Consider the following 22,582-nt stretch of genomic DNA (forward strand, 5'->3'; position numbering starts at 1 on the left):
GAGAGAAGACCCGCGTCCCACCGCCGAACGACCGTGACCGCTGCACCGGACTCCGGTATCAGCGGCGGCCTCGGGACCTCTCCACCGCCTGGGCGAGCATCTCGATCTGAACTCCCCGTGCCTCGTCCGCCAGCGGACGCAGGTCCTTGCCGTCACCGGTCAGCACGAATGCGGGCCCTTCCGCCTCGGCGTACGCCACCACCAGCGCGTCCACCGCGGAGGGCAGTGCTTTACGGTCTGATCTCGCCATGGCGGCCATGGCCTTGGTGCGCAAGGCCGCCGCACGTCTGGCGAGCTCCTTCGGCACTTCGGTACGAGGAGCACGTGCCGGGGGGAAACGGTTGACCCCCACATCCCACGCCGGATGACCCGTGAAGCACTCGACCAGCACGACCGAAGGAATCAGGGGTGGCCACACGCCTTCGTCGCGGAGTCGGCGCATGACGGCGATCGACTCGGGGGTCCTGCCTGCCAAGAAGGTCACGGCCCCGGAGTCGAGGATCAGACGCGGCACGTCTAGCCGACCATCCGCTCGTCGTTTCCGGAGGGCGCGATGCGGTTCATCAGTTCGTCCGCGTACCGTTCGGCGACGGCCCACTCCTCATCCGTGACACCCCGTTCCGCCAGCTCGGCCTCGACACCGGCGATGTAGTCGTCCATCTCGCTGGCGAGGATGGCGTCCCGCACGGCTTTCTGGAAGATTTCTGAGGCGTTGAGCTTTCGATGTCTCCTGAGCTGCGCGTCCAGCTCATCGTCGATGTAGACGTTCCTACGTGCCATACACACAACCATACACACACTCCACCGGAGCCGTCTTCGCATCGCCGTACCTCCTGCGCCGCATCGCCCAGATCGAGGGCAGGCCCGAGATCGAGGAGGTGCAGGACGCCCACTGAGAGGCCGGTCAGAGGAAGCAGTCGTGACCGGGTTCGCGGCGTCGTGCGGAACCCGGTCCCGGCCCGTCGTTCAGGCCGGCCTGTTGCGCAGCGGCACGTCGCGGATGACCAGCCAGGTCAGGGCCAGGCCGATCAGGAACGCGGCGAGCCCGAGGCCGGCGGTGACCGCCGGGGACTGCGGGACGTCCACGCCCAGGGCGAGGCGGCTGACGAACGGCAGCCGCAGCTCCGTGCCGATCGCGCTCTCCGCCAGCACGACCAGGCCGACGCCGACCGGCAGGGTGAGCAGGCCGCCTCCCTCCCATCGGTAGAAGCCGGCCCCGATGAAGGATCCGGCGGCCAGCCAGGCGGCGAGCTCGATCAGGTACTCGGCGAAGACGAGCGGCACGTGGGTCGGCTCGGCGAACAGGTGGGCCCGGTCCAGCGTCTGCGGCAGACCGGCCAGGCCGTACGCCCCCGCCTCCAGCAGGTAGCCGGCCGCGACCAGGACGGCCAGGAACGGCGCGAACAGGGTGGCGGTGACGGCCGCCTGCGCGCCGAACTCGCGGCGGGTCACCCCGTGCGCGACGTACATCGGGAGGAACTCCCGCACCAGGGCCACGCCGGCGAACAGCGCGTACCATCGGGCGAGCTGCACGCCCTTCTCCCAGGTGCTCCCGGTGAGCGTGCCGAAGACCGCGACGCCCGCCGCGACCAGGGCGACGCCCACCAGGAGCAACCCCCACAGCAGCAGCGCGAAGAACACGTTGGCGGCCAGGAGACGGCTGGGGAACCTCATCGGGGGCCTCCGGTCAGGTGGACGAACAGCTCCTGCATGGCGACCGGCCCGAGTTCGAGGCCGGCCTCGGCGGCCTCGCGGCGCCGCGTGTCGTCGAGGTCGCCGTAGACCATCGCCGACCTGGTCGGGCCGAGGTCCTTGACGCCCAGTACGGTCAGCCCCGCGGTGAAGGCATCCACCCGGGCGGCGGGGCCGGTCACCGAGGCCCCCCTCGACAGCAACGTCCCGGCGTCCTCCTGCACGACGAGCCGGCCGCGGTCGATGACCAGCACCCCCTCGAACAGCGGGGCGGCCTCCTCGATGAGGTGGCCGGCCAGGAGGAACGTGCGCGGGTGCGCCATGTAGTCGGCGAGCAGCGCGTCGTGGAACGCCTGCCGGGACGGCACGTCCATGCCGAGGTGGGCCTCGTCGAACATGGTCAGCGGCGCCCGGCTCGCCAGGCCGACCACCGCTCCCAGCGCCGAGCGCTGCCCCTTGGACATCGCCTTGACGTTCGCCTTGGGCGGGATCCCGAACGTCTCCAGCAGCGAGCGGGCGTAGCCGGCGTCCCAGTTCGGGCGGAGCCCCTCGGCGAAGTAGAGGGCGTCCTCGGCGGTGCCGATGGTGATCGCCTCCCCCTCTTCGCGGACCAGGGCGATCCCGCGGGTGAGGCCGGCGTTCTCGAACACCGGCCTCCCGTCCACCAGCGCCTCGCCGCTCGTCTGGCGGCGGAAGGCCGCCAGGACCGACGTCAGGCTCGACTTGCCCGAGCCGTTGCGGCCGAGCAGTCCGTAGATCTTCCCGCTCTCCAGGGTGAACGTCAGCCCGTCGAGCGCCGTGGTCTCGCCGTAACGCAGCACCAGATCCCGGACGTCGACCCTCATCTCCCCTCCAGCTCCTCGATGCGGCCGACGACCTCGCCCAGCGGGATGCCGATGGCCCTGGCCTCGGCCACCATCGGGTCCACCACGTCGGTGAAGAACCTCTCCCTGCGCCCGGCCCTGAGCCTCTCCGGGGCGTCCGGACTCACGAACATGCCGATCCCTCGTTTCTTGTACAGCACGCCCTCGTCCACCAGCTGCTGGAAGGCCTTGGCGGCCGTCGCCGGGTTGATCCGGTAGAAGGCGGCGTACTGGTTGGTGGACATGACCTGCTCGTCGCCGCGCAACGTCCCGCTCAGCACATCGGCCCTGATGCGCTCGGCGATCTGCCGGTAGATCGGGCTCCGGTCGTCGAACATGGCACCTGCTTCTATGGTTCATTACTCTACTAATGAACCATAGAAGGGGCACGGGAACCGGTCAATCCTCCGGCGAGCACCCGGCCGGGGACGACGACCGGACGCGGGGCGGGAGCCGTACCGGGCACGAGGGCCGGACCCGGGGCGCGAGCCGTACCGGACGCGGGGCCGGATCAGGGAGAAGAGAGCTGGAAAAGCGGCAGGCCCCGTCCCCGGCGGACCGGGAACGGGGCCTGCCGGCGATAGGGAAGGCGGCGGAGGAGTCAGGCGACGTCGAGATAGGCGCTGGGCGGTGCGGACTCCAGCCAGGCGACGAACCCGGTCAGCGCGCGGTAACCCATGGCGATCTCGAAGGCGTCCGGGCCGTTGCGGCACTCCAGCGCCGTGACCCCCTCGATGAACCCGAAGAACTCACCGGACCCCACCTTGCGGCGCCCGGAAACGACAAGGCCGCGCCTCACGATGACGTGGCGCGGCCTTGGCAGCAGACCTATGAGCGGAATCCAGTTGAGCTGGTCCTTGGCGTAACGGGCCACCCCCACCCGCCAGCTCCGCTTCCCCGGAACCGGGCGCAGGCAACACAGCACCGATCCCCGGGAGCGTGTCAGGACCAGCCCGCGGAGGGCGACGAGGACGACGACCGCCGTCACCACGATGAGCACGTTCAGCGCCGTCATTCCCGCTCCCAAAAGCCGTACCGCTCAGAAGCAGAATTTAACCGACTTCCTCGCCGGCCGCGCGCAGCCTGGCCCTGGCGCGCTTGGCGGCGGCGGCGTCGTCGACGTCACTCTCGTTGGCGTCGATCGAGGCCTGGGCCCGCTGGAGCGCGTCCCGGGCCCGGTCGACGTCGACCTCGGAGCCGAGCTCGGACGTCTCGGCCAGGATCGACACCTCGTCGCCGGCCACCGAGATGAACCCGCCGTGGACCGCGGCGACCAGGTCCGTGTCGTCACCGCGCTTGATCCTCAGCACGCCGCCCTCGACGAGGACACCGATCACCGGGGCGTGCCTCGGCATGATGCCGATCTCACCCTCGATGGTCTTGGCAATCACCATGTCGGCCTCTCCGGACCAGAGCTCCCGCTCCGGAGAGACGACGCCTACTCGCAGCTTCGCCACTTTCTTTCCAGTTCCTTTCGAACCAGGCGCCGGCACGGCCCTTGGGCCGCGCCGGCGCCCAAGGCGACTAGCGGGCGAGTTCCTTGGCCTTGGCGATGGCCTGCTCGATGCCACCGACCATGAAGAACGCCTGCTCGGGGAGGTGGTCGTACTCACCGGCGCACAGGCCCTTGAACGAGGCGATCGTCTCGTCCAGCGGCACGAACTCACCCGGCTGGCCGGTGAACGCCTCGGCGGCGTACATCGGGTGGGAGAGGAAGCGCTCGATACGGCGGGCCCGCTGGACGGTGACCTTGTCCTCTTCGGAGAGCTCGTCGATACCGAGGATCGCGATGATGTCCTGCAGCTCGCGGTACTTCTGCAGGATCCGCTTGGTCTCCTGGGCCACGCGGTAGTGCTCCTCGCCGATGATCAGCGGGTCGAGGATCCGCGAGGTGGAGTCGAGCGGGTCCACCGCGGGGTAGATGCCCTTCTCCGAGATCGGCCGGGACAGAACGGTCTGCGCGTCGAGGTGCGCGAACGCGTTGTGCGGAGCCGGGTCGGTGATGTCGTCCGCGGGGACGTAGATCGCCTGCATGGAGGTGATCGAGTGACCGCGGGTCGAGGTGATGCGCTCCTGCAGGACGCCCATCTCGTCGGCCAGGGTCGGCTGGTAACCCACCGCGGACGGCATGCGGCCGAGCAGGGTGGAGACCTCGGAACCGGCCTGGGTGAACCGGAAGATGTTGTCGATGAACAGAAGCACGTCCTGCTTCTGCACGTCACGGAAGTACTCCGCCATGGTGAGGGCGGAGAGCGCGACGCGCAGACGGGTGCCCGGCGGCTCGTCCATCTGGCCGAAGACGAGCGCGGTGTCCTTGAGGACGTCCGCCTCCTCCATCTCCAGCCAGAGGTCGTTGCCCTCACGGGTGCGCTCGCCGACGCCCGCGAACACCGAGGTGCCCGAGAACTTCAGCGCGACACGGCGGATCATCTCCTGGATCAGAACAGTCTTGCCGACGCCGGCGCCGCCGAACAGACCGATCTTTCCACCCTTGACGTACGGGGTGAGCAGGTCGATGACCTTGATGCCGGTGGGCAGCATCTCGGTGCGCGACTCCAGGGAGTCGAACGACGGCGACGGGCGGTGGATGCCCCAGCGCTCGGTCACCTGAAGCGACGCGGCGTCGGTGTCCAGCGGCTGGCCGAGGGCGTTCCACACGTGGCCCTTGACGACGTCGCCGACCGGCACCGAGATCGGGCCGCCGGTGTCGGTCACCGCGGCGCCGCGGACGACGCCGTCGGTGGGCCGCATGGAGATGGCGCGGACCAGGTTGTCACCCAGGTGCTGGGCGACCTCCATGGTCAGGGTCTGGGTCTCCTCGCCGATGGTGACATCGACGGTGAGGGCGTTGTAGATGTCGGGCATCGCCTCGACGGGGAACTCCACGTCGACGACGGGACCAGTGACCCGCGCGACGCGGCCCACGCCGGTCTCAACAGTCTCTGCAGTCATTTCACTCTTTCCCCGCTGCGGCGTCAGCCAGCGCGTTCGCGCCACCGACGATCTCGCTGATTTCCTGGGTGATCTCCGCCTGGCGAGCCTGGTTCATCTGCTGGGTGAAGACCCTGATGAGCTCGTTGGCGTTGTCGGTCGCCGACTTCATGGCCCGGCGGCGCGCCGCGTGCTCGGAGGCCGCCGACTGCAGGAGCGCGCTGAAGATGCGCGACTCCACGTAGCGCGGCAGCAGCGAGTCCAGCACCGCGCCGGCGCCGGGCTCGAACTCGAAGTACGGCAACGGAGTGTCCGGCGCCTCGGTCGTCTCCTCGACCTCCAGCGGCAGGATGCGGTTGACCCGCACCTCCTGGGTCAGCATGGACACGAATCCGGTGGAGACGATGTGGATCTCGTCCACCCCGTCCTCCGCCGAGAACGCCTGGATCAGGGCGTCAGCGATCTCCTTGGCGTGGGAGTAGGAGGGGTTGTCGGAGAACCCGGCCCACTGCCCGCCCATCTCGCGACCCCGGAAGGAGTGCCAGGCGATGCCCTTGCGGCCCACCACGTAGGGCGTGGGCGTGACGCCCCTGCGCTCCAGGAGGCCGCGCAGGGCCTCGGCCTCGCGCAGGACGTTGGCGTTGAAACCGCCGGCGAACCCGCGGTCGCTGCTCAGGATGAGCACGGCGGCCCTGGCGGGCTGCTCCTTGGCCACGGTCAACGGGTGGTCGACGCTGGCGGTGTTGCTGACGACGCCCGTGACGGCGCGCGTGATCTCGCGCTCGTACGGCATGGCCGCCTGCATCCGCTGCTGCGCCTTCACGATGCGCGACGAAGCGATGAGCTCCTGGGCACGCGTGATCTTCGCCGTGGACCTGACCGACCGGATCCGCCGCCGCAGCAGTCTTAGCTGGGCACCCATCGGCTACTTCTTCTCAGCCGTGCGGACGTGCTTGGTGATCTTCTCCTGGCCGACGTCGCCGGCGTCCAGGGCGGCCACCGACTCGTCGCGGACGAGCAGCTCGCCGGAGGCGGTCTCGAAGGTCTTCTTGAACTCGGTGATGGCGTCCTTGAGGGTCGTCACCGCGTCGTCCGACAGCTCCTTGGTCTCGCGGATGCCGTCGAAGAGACCCTTGTTGTTGCGCTCGAGGTGGTCCAGGAACTCCGCCTCGAAGCGGCGGATGTCCTCGACCGGGACGTCGTCGAGCTCACCGGAGGTGCCGGCCCAGACCGACACGACCTGCTTCTCGATGGGGAACGGCGCGTACTGCGACTGCTTGAGCAGCTCGACCAGGCGCTGACCGCGCTCCAGCTGGGCGCGGGAGGCCGCGTCCAGGTCGGAGGCGAAGGCCGCGAAGGCCTCCAGGTCGCGGTACTGCGACAGCGACAGGCGGAGCGTGCCGGCGACCTTGCGCATCGCCTTGATCTGCGCCGAGCCGCCGACTCGGGAGACGGAGACACCGACGTTGATGGCCGGACGCACACCCGCGTTGAACAGGTCGGTCTCAAGGAAGCACTGGCCGTCGGTGATGGAGATGACGTTGGTCGGGATGAACGCCGAGACGTCGTTGCCCTTCGTCTCGATGATCGGCAGACCGGTCATCGAGCCGCCGCCCATCTCCTTGGAGAGCTTGGCGCAGCGCTCCAGCAGGCGGGAGTGTAGGTAGAAGACGTCGCCGGGGAACGCCTCACGGCCCGGCGGGCGGCGCAGCAGCAGCGAGACCGCGCGGTAGGCGTCGGCCTGCTTGGTCAGGTCGTCGAAGATGATCAGCACGTGCTTGCCCTGGTACATCCAGTGCTGGCCGATGGCCGAACCGGTGTAGGGGGCGAGGTACTTGAAGCCGGCCGGGTCGGAGGCCGGAGCGGCGACGATGGTGGTGTACTCCATCGCGCCCGCCTCCTCGAGGCGGCCCCGCACCTGGGCGATCGTCGAGCCCTTCTGGCCGATCGCGACGTAGACGCAGCGGACCTGCTTGTCGGGGTCGCCCGACAGCCAGTTCTCCCGCTGGTTGAGGATCGTGTCCACGGCGATGGCGGTCTTGCCCGTGCCGCGGTCACCGATGATCAGCTGGCGCTGGCCGCGGCCGATCGGCGTCATGGCGTCGACGGCCTTGAGGCCGGTCTGCAGCGGCTCCTTGACCGGCTGGCGCTGGACCACGGAAGGGGCCTGGAGTTCCAGGGCGCGCAGGCCCTCGGACTCGATGGCGCCCTTGCCGTCGATCGGGACGCCCAGCGGGTCGACCACGCGGCCGAGGAAGTTGTCTCCGATCGGCACGGACAGGACCTGGCCCGTCCGGCGGACCGTCTGGCCCTCCTCGATGCCGCTGAAGTCACCCAGGACGACGACACCGATCTCACGGGTGTCGAGGTTCAGGGCCAGGCCGCGCGTGCCGTTCTCGAACTCCAGCAGTTCGTTCGCCATCGCCGAGGGAAGGCCGGAGACGTGGGCGATGCCGTCGCCGGCGTCGACGACGGTCCCGATCTCCTCGCGCGCGGCACCTTCCGGCTCGTATGCCTGGACGAAGCGCTCAAGGGCGTCCCGGATCTCGTCCGGCCGGATCGTAAGCTCCGCCATCTCTCTTCAGTCTCCCTATTCGCCTAGCCGGCCAACCGGCGGCGGACTTCTTCGATTCGTCCCGCGACGGTGGTGTCGATGAGGTCGTCCCCGATCTGTACCGAGAACCCTCCCAGCACCCGCGGATCCACCTCGACGTTCAGCTGAACGTCGTGACCGTACGTAGTGCGCAGCCACCTGGCGAGACGCTGCTTCTGCTCCTCGGAGAGCACGACGGCGCTGCGCACCACCGCGACGAGGCGCTGCCTCTGGGCGGCGACCAGGCTGCCGAACTCCTCCAGCCCCCCGTCCAGGCTACGTCCTCGGGGGTGTGCGACGACCTGCCCGACCAGGCGGAGGGTGCTGGGCGAGACCTTGGCCCCGATCAGCCCCCGGAGCAGCTCCCGCTTGCCCTCCGCGGGGACGTTGGGGTTGGCCAGCGCCTGGTGCAGGTCGCGGTTGGAGGCGACGACGCGGCCGAACCGGAACAGCTCGTCCTCGACGTCGTCGAGCCTGCCCTGCGCCTCGGCCTCGGCGGCCGCCGAGACGACGCCGAGCCGCTCCAGCGCGTCGGCCAGGTCGCCGGGCCGCGTCCACCTGGCGGACGCGGCCGCCGCGATGGTCTCCAGCGCGGCGGCGCCGACCTTGCCCTGCAGCAGGACCCGTACGGCCTGCCCCTTCTGGGCCGCGTCGCGGGAGGGGTCGGACAGGTAGCGGCGGAGCCCGTGCTCACGGTCGAGCAGGTCGGCGACCGCGAAGAGCTCGTCGGCCAGCGAGCCGAGGTCCGCGCTTCCCGCCACGGCGTTGAAGCGCTCCTCGACCTCGGCCAGCGAGGCCCTGCTCAAGCCCCTCATCACCTGACCGCCGCGCTGCTGGACTCCAGCTCCTCGAGGAACCGGTCGACGGTGCGGCGGCGACGCGCCTCGTCCTCGAGGGACTCGCCGACGATGCGGGTGGCGAGCTCGACCGACAGGCGGCCGATCTCGTTGCGGAGCTGCGCGAACGCCTGCTGGCGGTCGGCCTCGATCTGGGCGTGCGCGGCCTCGACGAGGCGGCGGGCCTCGGCCTGCGCCTCCTCACGGAGCTCGGCCTTGATCTGCGCACCCTGCTCGCGGGCCTCCTCGCGCAGGCGGGAAGCCTCGTGGCGCGCCTCCGCGAGCTGGTCCTTGTACTGCTGGAGCAGTGCCTGGGCCTCGGCCTGGGCGTCCTGCGCCTTCTGGATCCCGCCTTCGATGGCCTCGGTCCGCTCGGCCAGGGTCTTCTGGATGCGCGGGGTGAGGATCTTGCCGACGACGAGAACGACGACGAAGAACGCGAAGACACCGACGACCAGCTCGTAGGTGTGCGGGATGAGGGGGTTGCCCCCCTCCTCCGCCGCCAGGAGTGAAGCTGCCTTAATCATTGGTGCAGCCTTCCGTCAGTTGTCGTGCGTCTCAGCGGAACATGAACGGCGCGACGAGGCCGATCAGGGCCAGGGCCTCGGTCAGAACGAAGCCGAGCAGCATGTTCTGGCGGATGAGGCCGTACGCCTCGGGCTGGCGGGCGATGGCCTGCACACCCTGACCGAAGATGATGCCGACGCCGATGCCGGGGCCGATGGCGGCGAGGCCGTAACCGATCGAGCCGAGAGCGTTGAGGGAGCCGGTGACCTCAGCGAGGACGCTCATTGTGTATTCCTTTACTGGTCGGCCGGTGAGGGCTTCACCGGTCTGGACATTCGAAGAGTGGTCTAGTGCTCGGCGTGGAGCGAGTTGCCGATGTACATCGCGGCGAGCATCGAGAAGAGGAACGCCTGCAGGAACTGGATGAACATTTCGAACCCGGTCATGGCGATCGTCATGATGACGCCGACCACACCGAGGGGGGCGCCCAGCGGCGTGAGCTTCTCGAAGAGGAACCAGAAGCCGACCAGGCTGAAGAACGCGAGGATGATGTGGCCCGCGAACATGTTGGCGAACAGTCGCACCGCGTGCGTGAAGGGCGCGATGATCATGTTCGACAGGAGCTCGATCGGGGCCAGCAGCACGTAGATCGGCTTGGGCAGGCCCGGGGGGAACATCATGTTCTTGAAGTAGCCGACGGCGCCCTGGTGCTTGACTCCCAGGTAGATCTTGAGGATGTAGATCGACAGGGCCAGCACGATCGGGAAGGCGATGTGCGAGGCGACCGGGAACTGCAGGACGGGGACGACCCCCATCAGGTTCCAGATCCACACCAGGAAGAAGATGCTGAGCAGCAGGCCCATCCACCGGTCTGCGTCCTTGCCGAGGAACGGCCGGGCGACCTGGTCGCGGACGAACATGTAGCCCATCTCGGCGACGTTCTGCACACCCCGGGGCACCAGCTTCGGGTTGGCGAAGGCCGACCAGCAGAAGGCCACGACGATGAGCGTGCTCAGCAGTGCCAGCAGCACCGGCTTGGTGAACCAGGCGACGCCGGAGATGATCGGGGTGGAGTTGAAGAGCTCAAGGCCCGGAGGGGTGAACTCGTCCCCGGAAGCGAGGAGCGTCAGCGTGCTCACGCGGCGTTCCCTTCAGCGTGGTAGTGGATCGAAATGGCTTCGTCGGCGAGGCGACCGCCGCCGGCTAGCGACCGTACTTCCGGTAGACCAGGTAGACGGCGAGCGCGACTCCGAGGATCAGCCCGATCGGCGTGAAGGCGACCACGCCGGTCCACTTGGACAGCAACCACCCCGCGCCGCCGTACAGGATCATCCCGGCGAGAAGATAGCTGGGAATCGACCAGGCGGCGTTGGCGAAGTCGCGGCCGTCGTCCTCGGGCCGGATTTTCTTCTCGCTCATCGCGGGCACGACGATAGCAGGCATGGTGAGGGCTAGTCATATCGGGCCCCATCACGCCCGGGAGGATCCTACGCCTCATCGCGGGCCGCCCTGCCCGGGGGGACCGGCGGCCGGATCGACGTAGAGGATCCGGAGTTTCATGAAACCGCGTATCTCGCCGGCCGTCCAGGCCACGATGCTCGCGAGGGCGCCCCAGCCGAACGCCTTCGGCTCGAAGACCGTGACGTCCTGGAACATCCGGAACAGCGCCATGACGATGACGATCCGCACCAGGTAGCCCACCACCGCGGCCGTCATCATCGCCATCGGCGAGATCCGGCTGGCGTAGGAGACGGCCAGGATGCCGAGCGCGAAGAACGCGCTGACGACCACGACGCCGATCGCCGCGCCGAGTGCTCCCCCGCCCCCCGCCAGGAGAGCGGCGACGACGACCACGACCAGACCCACCAGCAACGTGGGGATCGCGGCCCCCTTCAGGAGGCGCAGGTCGTTGGTCTGCATCGACACTCCAGATGACTGTTATCAAGCGAGCGATTGGTACCTTACAGGGCGCGTCCAACTCGGCGGCTGCTAGTGAAAGCTATCACAAGCTCATGGAAGAGCGCCTTTACCTGCCGTTTCAAGTAAACGATCAAGGCGTGAACCCGAGGACGATCAGCGACCCGTCTCAGGACCCGGAACACCCGGCCCGGGGGCGGTGACCGTGATGTCGGGCAGCACCGCCAGCGTGGCCGTGTCGTCCCCCGCGGCGCCTGAGGACCGGGGACCGGGCATCTCCGGCGGCAGCCCCGGCATCTCCCCCGGGAGCGGGCGGGCCCGGCCGCCGTCCGGGCCCGGACCGGTGTCCGGCCGGTCGTGGTGCCCGGCGTCGGGCGCCGCCCCGCCGCCGCCCCGGCGCGCCCGCCAGCGCGGCAGCGCCATCATCACCAGCACGCCGACGGCCAGCAGCACCACCAGCGGGAACAGCAGGAGCGGCACGCCCCACGCGGCCATGGCCACGACGGCGAAGGCGAACAGGAAGGTCCAGGCGTACATCAGCAGCACGCTGCGCCGGTGGGAGTGGCCGATGTCCAGCAGCCGATGGTGCAGGTGCCCCCGGTCGGGCGCGAACGGCGACAGCCCGTTGGACGTGCGCCGGATGACCGCCATGATCAGGTCGAGCAGCGGCAGCACCAGGATGGCGACCGGCACCACCAGCGGCAGGACCACCGGGAAGCTGTTGACCTCGAAGGTCTCGGAATCGAGCGGAGTGATCGTGATCATCGTGGAGGCGAGGACCAGGCCGATCAGCATCGCCCCGGTGTCGCCCATGAAAATCTTGGCCGGATGGAAGTTGTGCGGCAGGAAGCCCAGGCAGACCCCGATGAGCACCGCGGCGATCGCCGCCGTCACGTTGATGCTGGTGTTGCCGTAGTCCTTCGACAGGACGACCGAATAGCTCCACGTGGCCATCGCGGCGATGCCGACGATCCCGGCCGCCAGCCCGTCGAGGCCGTCGACGAAGTTCACCGCGTTGATCATGACCACCACGACCATGATGGTGATCAGCGGGCTCAGCGTGGAGTCGAGGATGACCTGGCCGCCCAGCGAGTCGGGCAGCGGCAGCCAGGGCAGGCTGACGTCGAACACCACCAGCACTCCGGCGGCGCCGATCTGCCCGGCCAGCTTGATGAAGGCGTCCATCCCCCACCAGTCGTCCAGGAAGCCGGTCAGGGTGATGAGACCGCCCGCCGCGATCAGCGCGATGACGGTCTTGCCCTCGGCCAGCTTGCCTCCGGCGTACGGGAGATAGGCGGCGACCAGCAGGCCGGCGACGAGCCCGCCGTACATCGCCAGGCCGCCGAGCCGGGGTGTCGGGATGGTGTGCACGTCCCGGTCACGGACCTCCGGCATCGCTCCGATGCGGATGGCGAACACGCGCACCAGAGGCACCAGCAGGTATGTCACCGCGGCCGCCACCAGCGCCATGAACAGATACTCGCGCACGGACCTAGTTTCGCGGATGCCACGACCGGCTGTGACCGGAAAGGGGTACGGAACACCTCAGAGTTCGCTGGGATATGCGGGGTATTCGCGGGCGAGCCCCGCCACCCGCTCCCTGATCTCTCCTGATGCGTCCGGATTCCGGACGGCCTGCGCCACCATCGAGGCGACCTCCTTCATCGCCTCCGCGTCCATGCCCTGCGTCGTGACGCAGGGGGTGCCGACCCGGAGACCGGACGTCACCGTGGGCGGCTCGGGGTCGTAGGGGATCGCGTTGCGGTTCAGCGTGATGCCCGCGGCGGTGCACCGCGTCTCGGCGACGGCGCCGGACATCCCGGCGTCGCGCAGGTCGATCAGGGCCAGGTGGCTGTCGGTGCCCCCGGAGACGGGACGCATGCCCTCCGCGGCCAGGCCGTCGGCCAGGGCCCTGGCGTTGGCCACCACCTGCCGGGCGTAGCCGGCGAACTCCGGCCGGAGCGCCTCCCCGAACGCCACCGCCTTGGCCGCCACCGCGTGCATGAGCGGACCGCCCTGGACGAACGGGAAGACCGCCCGGTCGATCCTGGCCGCCAGCTCCTCCGTGCACATGATCCCGCCGCCCCTCGGCCCGCGCAGCGCCTTGTGCGTGGTGAAGGTGACCACGTCGGCGTACGGCACCGCCGACGGCAGGGCGCCCCCGGCCATCAGCCCGATGGTGTGCGCGACGTCGGCGAGCAGCCACGCGCCCACCTCGTCGGCGATCCCGCGGAAGGCGGCGAAGTCGATCGCACGGGGATAGGCCGTGGCCCCGCAGATGATCATCTTGGGCCGGTGCCGCAGCGCCAGCTCCCGCACCTCGTCGTAGTCGATCAGCTCGGTGTCCCGGCGCACGCCGTACGCGACGACGTCGAACCACCGGCCGGAGAAGTTGACCCTGGAGCCGTGGGTGAGGTGACCGCCGTGCGACAGCGCCATGGCCAGGACGGTGTCACCGGGCTGGAGCAGCGCGGCGTAGGCGGCGAGGTTGGCCGAGGCCCCCGAATGGGGCTGCACGTTGACGTGGTCGGCGCCGAAGAGCCGCCTGGCCCGGTCGATCGCGAGCCGCTCGGCCCGGTCGACGACCTCACACCCGGCGTAGTAGCGCCTGCCGGGATACCCCTCGGCGTACTTGTTGGTGAGCGTCGAGCCGAGGGCGGCGAGCACCGCGGGCGAGGTGAAGTTCTCGCTGGCGATGAGCTGGAGCCCTCCGCGAAGCCGTTCGAGCTCGTCCAGCAGGACGCTCGCGACCTCCGGGTCCTGCCTCCGCAGGAGGCCGAAGTCGGGACCGTAGTACGGATCTGCGTCGTCCATGGCTCACATCCCCGGGACGGTGACTACCCCACTCTAAGTCCAACCGCCTCTCCGTTCCCAGGTCAGGCGCGGATCGCCTCGCCGAGCCGGGCCCGCGCCCGGCCGCCGGACCGGACCCGGACCCGACGCCGGGAAGGGCCTGGATCCGCCGTCGAGCCGGGCCGGACGCCTTCCCCGGCCGGGTCCGGCGGCCGTCCCGGCCGGGTCCGGCAGCCGTTTCGGCCAGGGGTGTCCTTCAGGAGAACGCGTGCGGCGCCCCGACGTCGGCGGGCACCCATCTCGGCGTGTCGGCCGCCTGGTCGCTGATCGAGGTGAGGATCGCCTGCCGGTAGAGGCCGAGGCGGTTGCGCCACTCGGTCATGTCCTCCACGTAGCGCTCGGCGACGGGCGCGTCCCAGACGTCCCCGCTCCTGGCCATCCGGTACGCCTTGTCCAGGCTGGTGGTCAGCGTGTCGAGCAGGGGGAGGACCTCCCGCCACAGCGTGACCAGTTTCTGGTAGTCGGGGTTGAACTCCCAGGCCGTCGCCGTGCCCGGGGTCGGCAGGCCGGGGCTCGGGGAGACCGGAGGGGTCTCTCCCTGACGCATGGGCTGCGGCGCCGGCGGGTCCACGTACATCACACGCTCCTCACAGTCGCCTCGCGGTCACCGTCCACCGTCACCGTCCGCCCTGCCGCTCGTCACCGGGCGGAGGGATCGGCCGCAGCGGGTCTCCCGGGTCCAGGTCGCCCGCCGGGCCGTCCGGCCCGACGTCCATGGGCCGCCAGGCCCCCTCGCCCCACACCTCGCCGCCGGGGACCCGCACACTCGGCATGTCCATCGGCTCGACGTCCCGCGCGTCGTCGACCAGCCCCGCCAGGACGTCCGGGTCCGGCGGGACTACCCGCGCCGAGACCACGTCGCCGCCCGCGCCGCCCGCGCCGCCTGCGTCGCCGCCCAGGCCACCGCCCGCCGCCGCTCCCGCGACCGGCGGCGCCTGCCGCGGTACGGCGTCGCCGGTCGTGCCGGTGCTCCGGGCGTCCGGGGCGTCCGGGGCGTCGAAGGGGTGCCGCACCACGTGATGGGCGGCGGAGTGATGGGCGGCGGAGCCGTCCGGGCGGAGGGCGCCGTGCTGCGAGGAGGCCGGCTCCCCACCCGTTCCCGGCGGCTGGATCTCCTGGTCGGGGACGGGCTCGACGGTGTCCGGGATGGGGAAGGCGGGCTTGACGTCCCGCACCGGCCCGTGCGGCTCCACCTGCCCCGGCCGGTCGAGCGGGACCCCCGCGGTCCCGGAGTCGCCGGAGGGGGCCGGCGTCCCGGTGGCCGGGGCGTCCGCGGTCCCCTGCGTCGTGGGGACCCCCTGGGAGGTGGAGTGGGAGGCGTCCTGGACCGTGGGGACTCCCTGCGAGGCGGTGGGGGCGTCGGAAGGGGCGTATTGGGTCGTGGGAACCCTCTGGGAGGCGTCCTGAGCGGTGGGCACGCCCTGAGCGGTGTCCTGGGCGGGCACGCCGCGGTGAGCGTCCTGGGCCGGGGGGACGCCCTGGGAGGCGTCCTGGGCCGGGGGCGCCCCCGCGGGATCCGGAGTGCCGTCCACGGTGGGCATGTCGGCCGGCGGGACGCCTCCCGCGTTGTTCAGCAGATCGGTCACCTCGGCGGCGGTGGGCTGGTTGAGCGGGATCTGCAGCACCTTCACGCCGTCCACCGTCACGACCTTCGGCCTCGGATCGGTCTGGTCGATGTCGTCGGGGTGGTCCTTGCGCGGGGTGTCCAGGATGTCGGCGCCGGACGTCCCCTGCCCGGTCCCTGTCTGATCGGTCCCCGTCTGATCGGTCCCGGTCTGCCCGGTCCCCGTCTGCCCGGTCCCCGTCTGCCCGGTCCCCGTCTGATCGGTTCCGGTCTGGTCGGCGGTCTGCTGACCGGTCCCGGTCTGATCGGCTCCCTGCCGGCCGGTCCCCTGCTGGTCCGTCCCGACCTGCTGGGTCCCGGTCTGGTCCGCCCTGGGAGAGCGCTCGTCACCCTTGGAACCGGTGTCCCCCTTGCCTCCGGCGTCGCCACCGGGGTCCTGACCTGCGTCGTGGTCACCGATGGAGACGATCTCGATCTTCCCGTCGGAACGCCCGCCGGGCGACTCCGGGGTCGAGTCGTCACGGGGCGCGGAGGTCTCCGGGATGGAGCCGTCCCGGCGCGCGGAGGTGTCCTGGGCGGAGTCGTCGCGGCGGGCCGAAGTGTCCGGAGCCTGGTCGTCGCGGCGGGTGGAGGTGTCCTGGGCCTGGTCGTCTCCGCGTGCGGAGGTGTCGGGGACGGAGGTGTCGCGCCGCGGGGAGGTCTCGTCCCCCTTGGAACCGGTCTGGGGCTTGTCCTCGACCTTGGCGTCCCGCCGGACCTCCTGCTTGCCGTCCGAACCGGCGTCCTTCTTGGCGTCCGAATCCTTCCTGGCGTCCGAGTCATGTTTGGCGTCCGGGCCGCCGTCCTGCTTGGAGTGCGAGCCCGAGTCGTGCCCGGTGTCCGGGCCGTCGCCGTCCTTGGGAACGGCCGGGGTGAGGTCCTCGGCCTTCGGCCTCTCCGGGGCGCGGTCGTCGGCCTTCGACGGCTCGGTGTCCGGCTTCGGGGCCGCGGCCTTGGGGCCCGCCTCGTGCCCGGTGCCCTGCTTGATCTTCTTCTCCAGCAGCGCCACGCGGGCGGAGACGTCACGGACCATCTTGTCGCCGGAGTCGGCCACCTGCGCCGGACGGTGGGCGGACTGCGAGGACAGACCGGCCGCGCTCATCAGCCGGGTGACCCTGCCCTCGACGGACCGTATCTGCTCGGCCGCCTGACGCACCTCGGACAGCAGATCGCGGACCAGCTCGGGGTCCATTCCGTCGAACTTGCCCATGGACGTCTCCCAGAAGTGTCGGCCCACTTCAAGGTACCGGGGAGATCGCCCGGCGTCACGATGATAATCAGACGGCATGACTCACGGCACGGGCCGTGAGTCATGGACCGTGCGCACGGGCCTGGGCACACGCCGGATCAACCGGCGGAGTCGGGCTCCGCGTCCGTCGCGACGTAGCCGATCACACCGCGGATCTTGCCCACCGGGAGTGCGCCCTGGCGCAGCAGCCGGGGGACGGCCGTGGTCAGGTCGAGGATGGTGGAGGGCACGTCGTCGGAGCACGGGCCGCCGTCGAGGTAGACCGCGACCGACTCCCCCAGTTGCTCCTCGGCGTCCGCGGCGGTGGTGGCGGGCGGGGCGCCGGAGCGGTTGGCGCTGGAGACGGCCATCGGGCCGGTCTCCTTGAGCAGGTCGAGGGTGATGGAGTGCAGCGGCATCCGCAGCGCCACGGTGCCCTTGGAGTCGCCCAGGTCCCACGACAGCGACCGGTTGGCCCGGCAGATCAGGGTCAGCGGGCCTGGCCAGAAGGAGTCGATGAGGTCCTGGCCGTAGGGGCCGAGGTTCTCCACCAGGGCGGTGGCGGCGCGGACGGTGCCGACGAGGACGGGCACGGGCATGTCGCGTCCGCGGCCCTTGGCCTCAAGGAGCGACGTGACGGCGGCCGGGGTGAAGGCGTCGGCCCCGATGCCGTAGACGGTGTCGGTGGGGACGACCACGAGCTCGCCCCGCCGTACGGCTGACGCCGCGTCGGTCAGGCCCGCGGCCCGCTGCTCGGTGTCTGTGCAGTCATAACGGCGGCTCACGGCGACCCATCCTATTCCCGGCCGGATGCCCGGCCGAACTCCCGGCCTACTCCTGGCCGAACCGAGCGGTGACGAAACGGTCCCTGCGGGTGAGGTCCTGGCGGCTGCGGATGTCGCGCCAGCCGTTCTCCTCGGAGAAGATCAGATAGACCGCGGTGCCCTGCTCGTCGGCGTGCTCCACGGCGACGAACCCGCCCGGCCGCAGCAGTCTTCTCGCGGTCCGCTCCACCGCCCTGACCTCGTCGAGGCCGTCGCCGCCCGAACCGTACAGCGCCCGCCTGGGGTCGTAGTCGCGCACCTCGGGGTCGCGGGGGACGGCGCCCGGCGGGATGTAGGGCGGGTTGGAGATGACGAGGTCGACCCGGCCGTCCAGCTCGGGCAGGGCGTCGGCCAGGTCCTCGGGGTGCAGGTGGACCCGCCCCTGGCCGTGCTCCAGGATGTTGCGCTTGGCCCAGTGGTAGGCGTCCGGGTCGACCTCGACCGCGTGCACCGTGGCCAGCGCGATCTCCTGGGCGATGGACAGCGCGATGGCGCCGGAGCCGGTGCCGAGATCGACGACCACCGGTGAGGCGACGTCCATCTCCCGCAGCCGCTCGATCGCCCAGCCCGCCACGACCTCGGTCTCCGGGCGGGGGATGAAGACACCCGGCCCGACCTCCAGGGACAGGTAGCGGAAGTAGGCCCGGCCGGTGATGTGCTGGAGCGGCTCGCGGGCCTCCCGGCGGGCGACGCCCTCCCAGAAGAGCGCGTCGAACTCCGCGTCGGAGACGGTGTGCAGCTCGCTGCGCCGTACGCCGTGGACGAACGCGGCGATCTCCTCGGCGTCGGTGCGCGGCGACGGCACACCTGCCTCGGCGAGCCGGGCGGTGGCGAGGGCGATCTCGTCCAGCAGAAAGGTCATCGGGCGCTCTATGCGTGGGCGGCGAGCTTCTCCGCCATCTCAGCGTCGAGCAGGGCCTGGAGGACGGCCGTGAGATCACCGTCCAGCACCTGATCGAGGTTGTAGGCCTTGAAGCCGACGCGGTGGTCGGAGATTCGGTTCTCAGGATAGTTGTAGGTGCGGATGCGCTCGGAGCGGTCGACCGTGCGGACCTGGGACTTGCGCTCGGCCATCGCGGCGGCGTTGGCCTCCTCCTCGGCGATGGCCTGCAGGCGGGCCCGCAGGATGCGCATGGCCGACTCCTTGTTCTGGAGCTGGCTCTTCTCGTTCTGGCAGGAGGCGACCACGCCGGTCGGGAGGTGCGTGATCCGGACGGCGGAGTCGGTGGTGTTCACGCTCTGCCCGCCGGGGCCGCTGGAGCGGTAGACGTCGATGCGCAGGTCGTTGGGGTCGATCTGGACGTCGACCTCCTCGGCCTCGGGATAGACGAGCACGCCGACCGCGCTGGTGTGGATGCGGCCCTGGGACTCGGTGACCGGCACCCGCTGCACGCGGTGGACGCCGCCCTCGAACTTCAGCCTGGACCAGACGCCCTCGTCACCCCTGGCCTTGAGGCCGACCGTGACGTCCTTGTAGCCGCCGAGGTCGGAGTGGGTGGCGTCGATGATCTCGGTCTTCCAGCCGGCGCGCTCGGCGTAGCGGAGGTACATGCGCAGCAGGTCGCCGGCGAACAGGGCCGACTCCTCGCCGCCCTCGCCCGCCTTGATCTCCATGATGATGTCCTTGTCATCATTGGGATCGCGCGGGACGAGCAGGTGCCTGAGGCGGTCCTCCAGCTCCGGGACGCGGGCCTCCAGCTCCTTGGCCTCCTCGGCGAACGCCTGGTCCTCGGTGGCCAGCTCCCGGGCCGCCGCGAGGTCGTCCTGGAGGCTCTCCAGCTCCCGGTTGACGGCGATGATCGGGGTCAGCTCGGCGTAGCGCCGGCTGAGCGTGCGCGCCTGGGTGGGGTTGGCGTGCACGGCGGGGTCGGCGAGCTTGAGTTCCAGCTCGGCGTACTCACTGAGCAGCTCGTCGATGTTCACCGTGCGTCCTTCCTGCGGGGCCTTTCGTGACGTGCCTCATCACCACGAACGCCGACCCGGGCGCGCCCGCCCTCGGTGAAGGCGGGCGGTTCCGGGCCGGCGTCGGGGGTGGGCTACTGGCCCGTGGTCTTCTTGCCGAAGCGCTTCTCGAAGCGCGCCACCCGGCCACCGGTGTCCAGGATCTTCTGCTTGCCCGTGTAGAACGGGTGGCAGGCGGAGCACACGTCGGCGTGGATCACGCCGTTCTTGGCGGTGCTGCGGGTGGTGAAGGTGTTACCGCAGGTGCAGGTGACCTCGGTGACGTTGTATTCCGGGTGGATGTCGGACTTCATGGCTTGCTTTCCTCTCCAGAGCGCGGTCGCCGGGTCGCCACTGTCTCGTCGCCCGATGGGGCTTCGCGCGCGGTGAGCACACCGGGATGCGCGCGGGCGGGAACCGGAACCGCTTCGGTTCGGCTACCAGTGTGCCAGATGCTCCAACCATCCCAGGCCACAAGACATTCCCCGGCGGTCCCCGGCACTCGCGCACCGGCCCTCCGCCCCCTGCCCACCGGGCTTCATGGGCTCCGCCCGCCGTCCCGCAGGACCCCGCTCACCGGTCCGGGCCGGCTGGAGGCTCCGGGCGGGCCGGAAGCCACCGGTCCGGGCGGGCCGGGGGCTCACCGGCCGAGGTACGCCAGGACCGCGAGGACGCGACGGTGGTCGTCCGGCGCGGGGCCGAGGCCCAGTTTGCCGAAGATGCCGGAGATGTGCTTCTCCACCGCCCCCTCGGTGACGGCCAGGCGCGCGGCGATCGCCGTGTTGGAGCGGCCCTCGGCCATCAGGGCCAGGACCTCCCGCTCCCTGGCGGTCAGCGCCGCCAGGGGGTCTCCCGGGCGGTGCCGTCCCAGGAGCTGGGCGACGACCTCGGCGTCGACGACCGTGCCGCCGGACGCCACGCGGCGGACCGCGTCGAGGAACTCCGCCACGTCGGCGACCCGCTCCTTGAGGAGGTAGCCGACCGCCGAGGCTCCGCCGCCGAGCAGATCGGCGGCGTACCTCTCCTCGACGTACTGCGACAGCACCAGGATCGGCAGGCCGGGCCGTCCCGCCCGGACCGCGAGGGCCGCGCGCAGCCCCTCGTCGGTGTGGGTCGGCGGCATCCGCACGTCCACGATGGCCATGTCCGGGTCGTGCTCGGCCACCGCGGCCACCAGGCCGGGGCCGTCCCCCGCCGTCCCGGCGGTCTCGATCCCGCCGTCGGCCAGCAGCCGGGCGAGCCCCTCGCGCAGCAGCACCGAGTCCTCGGCGATCACCACTCGCATGGGCCGGGGGGCGACCGTCCGCGCGGCCCGGGAGGTCACCACCGGCACGGCAGCTCCACGCGGACCGTCGTGGGGCCTCCCGGCGGGCTGTCCACGGTCAGCACGCCGTCGATGGTCGCCGCCCGGTCGGCCAGGCCGGCCAGCCCGCCCCCGGGACGGAGCACCGCGCCGCCGGCGCCGTCGTCGCGCACCTCGACCGTCACCCGCTCCCCGAGGCCGCCGATCCGGACGGACGCCTCGGTGGCCGACGCGTGCCTGACGACGTTGGCCAGGCACTCCGAAACCACGAAGTAGGCGATGCTCTCCACCGCGGCGGGCGGGCGATCGACGAGCTCCACCGACAGCCGCACCGGCACCGGCGCCCGTGCCGTCAGGGACGACAGCGCCGCCTCAAGCCCCCGGTCGGTGAGGATCGCCGGGTGGATGCCCCGGGCGAGGTCCCGCAGCTCCGCGAGGGCGGTCTTGGCTCCCTCGTGGGCCCGCGCCAGGAGCTCCCCGGCCTCCCGGGGATCGTGGTCCAGTCTCTCCCGTGCGCGGCCCAGGTCGATGGCGACCGTCAGCAGCCGCTGCTGGGCGCCGTCGTGCAGGTCGCGCTCGATCCTGCGCCGCTCGGCCTCGGCGGCGTCGACCCCGCGGGCCCGGCTCGCCCGCAGCCGGGCCGCCCGCGCCGCCAGCAGCTCCTTCTCCCCGGCGCCGAGCAGGGCGACGCCCAGCAGCGCGTGCAGCCAGGCCAGCCCGCGGGTCGCGTAGAGCGCCGCGACGAGGACCGCCAGGCCGGCGGGCGGGCACGCCAGCGCCTTGGCCCAGGTGTCCACCAGGAGCCCGTCGGTGACCTTCAGCGGCCCGCCGCCGAACAGCAGCGGCAGCGGCGCGACGAGCAGGACCGCCCCGAGCGTCCACAGCACCGCCGAGACGACGAGCTCCACGAACCCGATCGGAGGCAGCAGCAGCAGGTACAGCAGGTCCTTCCAGGTCGCCGGGTCGACGACCATCTCCCGCCAGCGCCGCAGCGGGCCGCCCCCGGCGGACGGCCGGTAGGGGTCGGCGATCACGACCCCGAACGCCAGCCGGAGCAGGCGGCGCTCGGCCATCGCCACGGCCCGCCAGACGACCATGAGCAGCGCGAGCAGCGGCACCCCCACGCCGACGACCGTCAGGGCGAACGCGGCCGGGACCGCGAACGACAACAGGCCGAAGAAGGCCAGGCCGTAGAACATGTTCACCAGCAGGTACGGCACGGCCCGCCAGGTCATCGGGTCGGTGAGCAGCGCCGGCGGCCCGTACGGTCCCAGCGGCATCCGTCCGCGCGACGGCGTGGGCGCCGCCCGCCCGGTCGCGCCCTCGACGCCCTCGACGCCCTCGACGCCCTCGACGCCCTCGACGGCCCTGATGACCGTGCGCCTTCTCCCGGTCGCGGTCTCGACGGCCATGCGCCCCCTCCGGCTCCGTGCGCCCCTCCGGCTCCGCGCTCCGCGGCCACCGGTCGCGGTCCGCGCCCGGATCCGTCTC

General features: G+C 71.0%; 27 protein-coding genes. 1 reads left to right on the top strand and 26 read right to left on the bottom strand.

The window, feature by feature from the left end; genetic code table 11:
- Positions 1 to 58: 58 nt before the first annotated feature.
- Both ACZ6W9_RS18320 and ACZ6W9_RS18325 read right to left on the bottom strand, forming a co-directional pair.
- Positions 59 to 484 (bottom strand): hypothetical protein, encoded by a 426-nt coding sequence (locus ACZ6W9_RS18320; RefSeq protein WP_470118735.1) that lies wholly within the window; start codon positions 482 to 484, stop codon positions 59 to 61.
- 32 nt (positions 485 to 516) lie between these two features.
- A complete protein-coding gene (locus ACZ6W9_RS18325; RefSeq protein ID WP_389964666.1) occupies positions 517 to 780 on the bottom strand; it encodes a hypothetical protein in 264 nt (87 codons plus the stop codon).
- Between ACZ6W9_RS18325 and ACZ6W9_RS18330 the strand changes: the two genes are divergently transcribed.
- Positions 774 to 896 carry a hypothetical protein gene (locus tag ACZ6W9_RS18330; protein ID WP_389964663.1) on the top strand — a complete coding sequence of 41 codons (123 nt, stop codon included), beginning with the start codon at positions 774 to 776 and terminating at the stop codon, positions 894 to 896. The two genes, ACZ6W9_RS18325 and ACZ6W9_RS18330, sit on opposite strands and share 7 nt — an antisense overlap.
- Positions 897 to 966: 70 nt before the next feature.
- Here the strand turns inward: ACZ6W9_RS18330 and ACZ6W9_RS18335 are convergent, their stop codons facing one another.
- The 24 genes from ACZ6W9_RS18335 to ACZ6W9_RS18450 all read right to left on the bottom strand — a co-directional run bounded on the left by ACZ6W9_RS18335 (position 967) and on the right by ACZ6W9_RS18450 (position 22,503).
- Complete coding sequence (locus ACZ6W9_RS18335; RefSeq protein ID WP_389964660.1) at positions 967 to 1,674, bottom strand: hypothetical protein; 708 nt, start codon at positions 1,672 to 1,674, stop codon at positions 967 to 969.
- Positions 1,671 to 2,537, bottom strand: coding sequence for an ATP-binding cassette domain-containing protein (locus ACZ6W9_RS18340; RefSeq protein ID WP_470118738.1), 867 nt, complete (start codon positions 2,535 to 2,537; stop codon positions 1,671 to 1,673). Before ACZ6W9_RS18340 ends, ACZ6W9_RS18335 begins: the two co-directional genes overlap by 4 nt.
- Positions 2,534 to 2,893 carry a GntR family transcriptional regulator gene (locus ACZ6W9_RS18345; RefSeq protein ID WP_389964654.1) on the bottom strand — a complete coding sequence of 120 codons (360 nt, stop codon included), beginning with the start codon at positions 2,891 to 2,893 and terminating at the stop codon, positions 2,534 to 2,536. The genes ACZ6W9_RS18340 and ACZ6W9_RS18345 overlap by 4 nt, the downstream gene beginning before the upstream one ends.
- A 263-nt stretch (positions 2,894 to 3,156) precedes the next feature.
- Positions 3,157 to 3,570, bottom strand: a complete 414-nt coding sequence (locus ACZ6W9_RS18350; protein ID WP_389964650.1) for a DUF2550 domain-containing protein — start codon at positions 3,568 to 3,570, stop codon at positions 3,157 to 3,159.
- 37 nt (positions 3,571 to 3,607) lie between these two features.
- On the bottom strand, positions 3,608 to 4,012 hold the full coding sequence (locus ACZ6W9_RS18355) for a F0F1 ATP synthase subunit epsilon (protein ID WP_389964647.1): 405 nt from the start codon (positions 4,010 to 4,012) through the stop codon (positions 3,608 to 3,610).
- A gap of 67 nt (positions 4,013 to 4,079) precedes the next feature.
- Positions 4,080 to 5,507: a F0F1 ATP synthase subunit beta gene (gene atpD / locus ACZ6W9_RS18360; RefSeq protein ID WP_389964644.1), complete on the bottom strand. Its 1,428-nt coding sequence runs from the start codon at positions 5,505 to 5,507 to the stop codon at positions 4,080 to 4,082.
- A 1-nt stretch (position 5,508) separates the two neighbouring features.
- Complete coding sequence (locus ACZ6W9_RS18365) at positions 5,509 to 6,408, bottom strand: F0F1 ATP synthase subunit gamma (protein ID WP_389964641.1); 900 nt, start codon at positions 6,406 to 6,408, stop codon at positions 5,509 to 5,511.
- Between the two features lie 3 nt (positions 6,409 to 6,411).
- Entirely contained in the window at positions 6,412 to 8,061 is a 1,650-nt protein-coding gene (gene atpA, locus ACZ6W9_RS18370; protein WP_389964638.1) for a F0F1 ATP synthase subunit alpha, read from the bottom strand.
- Between the two features lie 23 nt (positions 8,062 to 8,084).
- Positions 8,085 to 8,894 (bottom strand): F0F1 ATP synthase subunit delta, encoded by an 810-nt coding sequence (locus ACZ6W9_RS18375; RefSeq protein WP_389964635.1) that lies wholly within the window; start codon positions 8,892 to 8,894, stop codon positions 8,085 to 8,087.
- Positions 8,894 to 9,442, bottom strand: coding sequence for a F0F1 ATP synthase subunit B (locus tag ACZ6W9_RS18380; RefSeq protein ID WP_389964632.1), 549 nt, complete (start codon positions 9,440 to 9,442; stop codon positions 8,894 to 8,896). Before ACZ6W9_RS18380 ends, ACZ6W9_RS18375 begins: the two co-directional genes overlap by 1 nt.
- 31 nt (positions 9,443 to 9,473) lie before the next feature.
- On the bottom strand, positions 9,474 to 9,707 hold the full coding sequence (atpE, locus tag ACZ6W9_RS18385; protein ID WP_012888402.1) for an ATP synthase F0 subunit C: 234 nt from the start codon (positions 9,705 to 9,707) through the stop codon (positions 9,474 to 9,476).
- A 62-nt stretch (positions 9,708 to 9,769) separates the two neighbouring features.
- On the bottom strand, positions 9,770 to 10,561 hold the full coding sequence (atpB, locus tag ACZ6W9_RS18390) for a F0F1 ATP synthase subunit A (protein WP_389964628.1): 792 nt from the start codon (positions 10,559 to 10,561) through the stop codon (positions 9,770 to 9,772).
- Between the two features lie 64 nt (positions 10,562 to 10,625).
- Positions 10,626 to 10,841: an AtpZ/AtpI family protein gene (locus tag ACZ6W9_RS18395; protein WP_389964625.1), complete on the bottom strand. Its 216-nt coding sequence runs from the start codon at positions 10,839 to 10,841 to the stop codon at positions 10,626 to 10,628.
- 75 nt (positions 10,842 to 10,916) lie between these two features.
- Positions 10,917 to 11,342 carry a hypothetical protein gene (locus tag ACZ6W9_RS18400; RefSeq protein ID WP_389964622.1) on the bottom strand — a complete coding sequence of 142 codons (426 nt, stop codon included), beginning with the start codon at positions 11,340 to 11,342 and terminating at the stop codon, positions 10,917 to 10,919.
- Between the two features lie 153 nt (positions 11,343 to 11,495).
- Positions 11,496 to 12,827 (bottom strand): glycosyltransferase family 4 protein, encoded by a 1,332-nt coding sequence (locus ACZ6W9_RS18405; protein ID WP_389964619.1) that lies wholly within the window; start codon positions 12,825 to 12,827, stop codon positions 11,496 to 11,498.
- A 57-nt stretch (positions 12,828 to 12,884) separates the two neighbouring features.
- Positions 12,885 to 14,153 (bottom strand): serine hydroxymethyltransferase, encoded by a 1,269-nt coding sequence (locus ACZ6W9_RS18410; protein ID WP_389964616.1) that lies wholly within the window; start codon positions 14,151 to 14,153, stop codon positions 12,885 to 12,887.
- 235 nt (positions 14,154 to 14,388) lie between these two features.
- Positions 14,389 to 14,769 carry a hypothetical protein gene (locus ACZ6W9_RS18415; protein WP_362930425.1) on the bottom strand — a complete coding sequence of 127 codons (381 nt, stop codon included), beginning with the start codon at positions 14,767 to 14,769 and terminating at the stop codon, positions 14,389 to 14,391.
- A 40-nt stretch (positions 14,770 to 14,809) separates the two neighbouring features.
- Positions 14,810 to 17,005 (bottom strand): hypothetical protein, encoded by a 2,196-nt coding sequence (locus ACZ6W9_RS18420; RefSeq protein ID WP_389964612.1) that lies wholly within the window; start codon positions 17,003 to 17,005, stop codon positions 14,810 to 14,812.
- Between the two features lie 137 nt (positions 17,006 to 17,142).
- Entirely contained in the window at positions 17,143 to 17,808 is a 666-nt protein-coding gene (locus ACZ6W9_RS18425) for an L-threonylcarbamoyladenylate synthase (RefSeq protein WP_362930421.1), read from the bottom strand.
- A gap of 46 nt (positions 17,809 to 17,854) precedes the next feature.
- Positions 17,855 to 18,709: a peptide chain release factor N(5)-glutamine methyltransferase gene (gene prmC / locus ACZ6W9_RS18430; RefSeq protein ID WP_362930419.1), complete on the bottom strand. Its 855-nt coding sequence runs from the start codon at positions 18,707 to 18,709 to the stop codon at positions 17,855 to 17,857.
- An 8-nt stretch (positions 18,710 to 18,717) separates the two neighbouring features.
- The gene (prfA, locus tag ACZ6W9_RS18435) at positions 18,718 to 19,770 is read right to left on the bottom strand and encodes a peptide chain release factor 1 (RefSeq protein ID WP_362930417.1); all 1,053 of its coding nucleotides are present in this window, start codon (positions 19,768 to 19,770) and stop codon (positions 18,718 to 18,720) included.
- A 113-nt stretch (positions 19,771 to 19,883) separates the two neighbouring features.
- Complete coding sequence (rpmE, locus tag ACZ6W9_RS18440; RefSeq protein ID WP_362930415.1) at positions 19,884 to 20,102, bottom strand: 50S ribosomal protein L31; 219 nt, start codon at positions 20,100 to 20,102, stop codon at positions 19,884 to 19,886.
- 326 nt (positions 20,103 to 20,428) lie between these two features.
- Positions 20,429 to 21,073 carry a response regulator transcription factor gene (locus ACZ6W9_RS18445; RefSeq protein WP_389965178.1) on the bottom strand — a complete coding sequence of 215 codons (645 nt, stop codon included), beginning with the start codon at positions 21,071 to 21,073 and terminating at the stop codon, positions 20,429 to 20,431.
- Positions 21,074 to 21,108: 35 nt separating this feature from the next.
- Positions 21,109 to 22,503 carry a sensor histidine kinase gene (locus tag ACZ6W9_RS18450; RefSeq protein WP_470118745.1) on the bottom strand — a complete coding sequence of 465 codons (1,395 nt, stop codon included), beginning with the start codon at positions 22,501 to 22,503 and terminating at the stop codon, positions 21,109 to 21,111.
- Positions 22,504 to 22,582 lie beyond the last annotated feature (79 nt).

The sequence above is a fragment of the Streptosporangium sp. NPDC053982 genome (genome assembly GCF_055585205.1).

Excerpts from the sequence above, each read along its gene's own strand:
- rpmE (WP_362930415.1), bottom strand. The coding sequence starts at position 20,102 with ATGAAGTCCGACATCCACCCGGAATACAACGTCACCGAGGTCACCTGC.
- atpD (WP_389964644.1), bottom strand. The coding sequence starts at position 5,507 with ATGACTGCAGAGACTGTTGAGACCGGCGTGGGCCGCGTCGCGCGGGTC.
- ACZ6W9_RS18340 (WP_470118738.1), bottom strand. The coding sequence starts at position 2,537 with ATGAGGGTCGACGTCCGGGATCTGGTGCTGCGTTACGGCGAGACCACG.
- ACZ6W9_RS18335 (WP_389964660.1), bottom strand. The coding sequence starts at position 1,674 with ATGAGGTTCCCCAGCCGTCTCCTGGCCGCCAACGTGTTCTTCGCGCTG.
- ACZ6W9_RS18445 (WP_389965178.1), bottom strand. The coding sequence starts at position 21,073 with ATGCGAGTGGTGATCGCCGAGGACTCGGTGCTGCTGCGCGAGGGGCTC.
- ACZ6W9_RS18450 (WP_470118745.1), bottom strand. The coding sequence starts at position 22,503 with ATGGCCGTCGAGACCGCGACCGGGAGAAGGCGCACGGTCATCAGGGCC.
- ACZ6W9_RS18325 (WP_389964666.1), bottom strand. The coding sequence starts at position 780 with ATGGCACGTAGGAACGTCTACATCGACGATGAGCTGGACGCGCAGCTC.
- ACZ6W9_RS18415 (WP_362930425.1), bottom strand. The coding sequence starts at position 14,769 with ATGTACGTGGACCCGCCGGCGCCGCAGCCCATGCGTCAGGGAGAGACC.
- ACZ6W9_RS18350 (WP_389964650.1), bottom strand. The coding sequence starts at position 3,570 with ATGACGGCGCTGAACGTGCTCATCGTGGTGACGGCGGTCGTCGTCCTC.
- atpA (WP_389964638.1), bottom strand. The coding sequence starts at position 8,061 with ATGGCGGAGCTTACGATCCGGCCGGACGAGATCCGGGACGCCCTTGAG.
- ACZ6W9_RS18380 (WP_389964632.1), bottom strand. The coding sequence starts at position 9,442 with ATGATTAAGGCAGCTTCACTCCTGGCGGCGGAGGAGGGGGGCAACCCC.
- prmC (WP_362930419.1), bottom strand. The coding sequence starts at position 18,709 with ATGACCTTTCTGCTGGACGAGATCGCCCTCGCCACCGCCCGGCTCGCC.
- atpE (WP_012888402.1), bottom strand. The coding sequence starts at position 9,707 with ATGAGCGTCCTCGCTGAGGTCACCGGCTCCCTCAACGCTCTCGGCTCG.
- ACZ6W9_RS18395 (WP_389964625.1), bottom strand. The coding sequence starts at position 10,841 with ATGAGCGAGAAGAAAATCCGGCCCGAGGACGACGGCCGCGACTTCGCC.
- ACZ6W9_RS18365 (WP_389964641.1), bottom strand. The coding sequence starts at position 6,408 with ATGGGTGCCCAGCTAAGACTGCTGCGGCGGCGGATCCGGTCGGTCAGG.
- ACZ6W9_RS18410 (WP_389964616.1), bottom strand. The coding sequence starts at position 14,153 with ATGGACGACGCAGATCCGTACTACGGTCCCGACTTCGGCCTCCTGCGG.
- ACZ6W9_RS18345 (WP_389964654.1), bottom strand. The coding sequence starts at position 2,893 with ATGTTCGACGACCGGAGCCCGATCTACCGGCAGATCGCCGAGCGCATC.
- ACZ6W9_RS18400 (WP_389964622.1), bottom strand. The coding sequence starts at position 11,342 with ATGCAGACCAACGACCTGCGCCTCCTGAAGGGGGCCGCGATCCCCACG.
- ACZ6W9_RS18420 (WP_389964612.1), bottom strand. The coding sequence starts at position 17,005 with ATGGGCAAGTTCGACGGAATGGACCCCGAGCTGGTCCGCGATCTGCTG.
- ACZ6W9_RS18375 (WP_389964635.1), bottom strand. The coding sequence starts at position 8,894 with ATGAGGGGCTTGAGCAGGGCCTCGCTGGCCGAGGTCGAGGAGCGCTTC.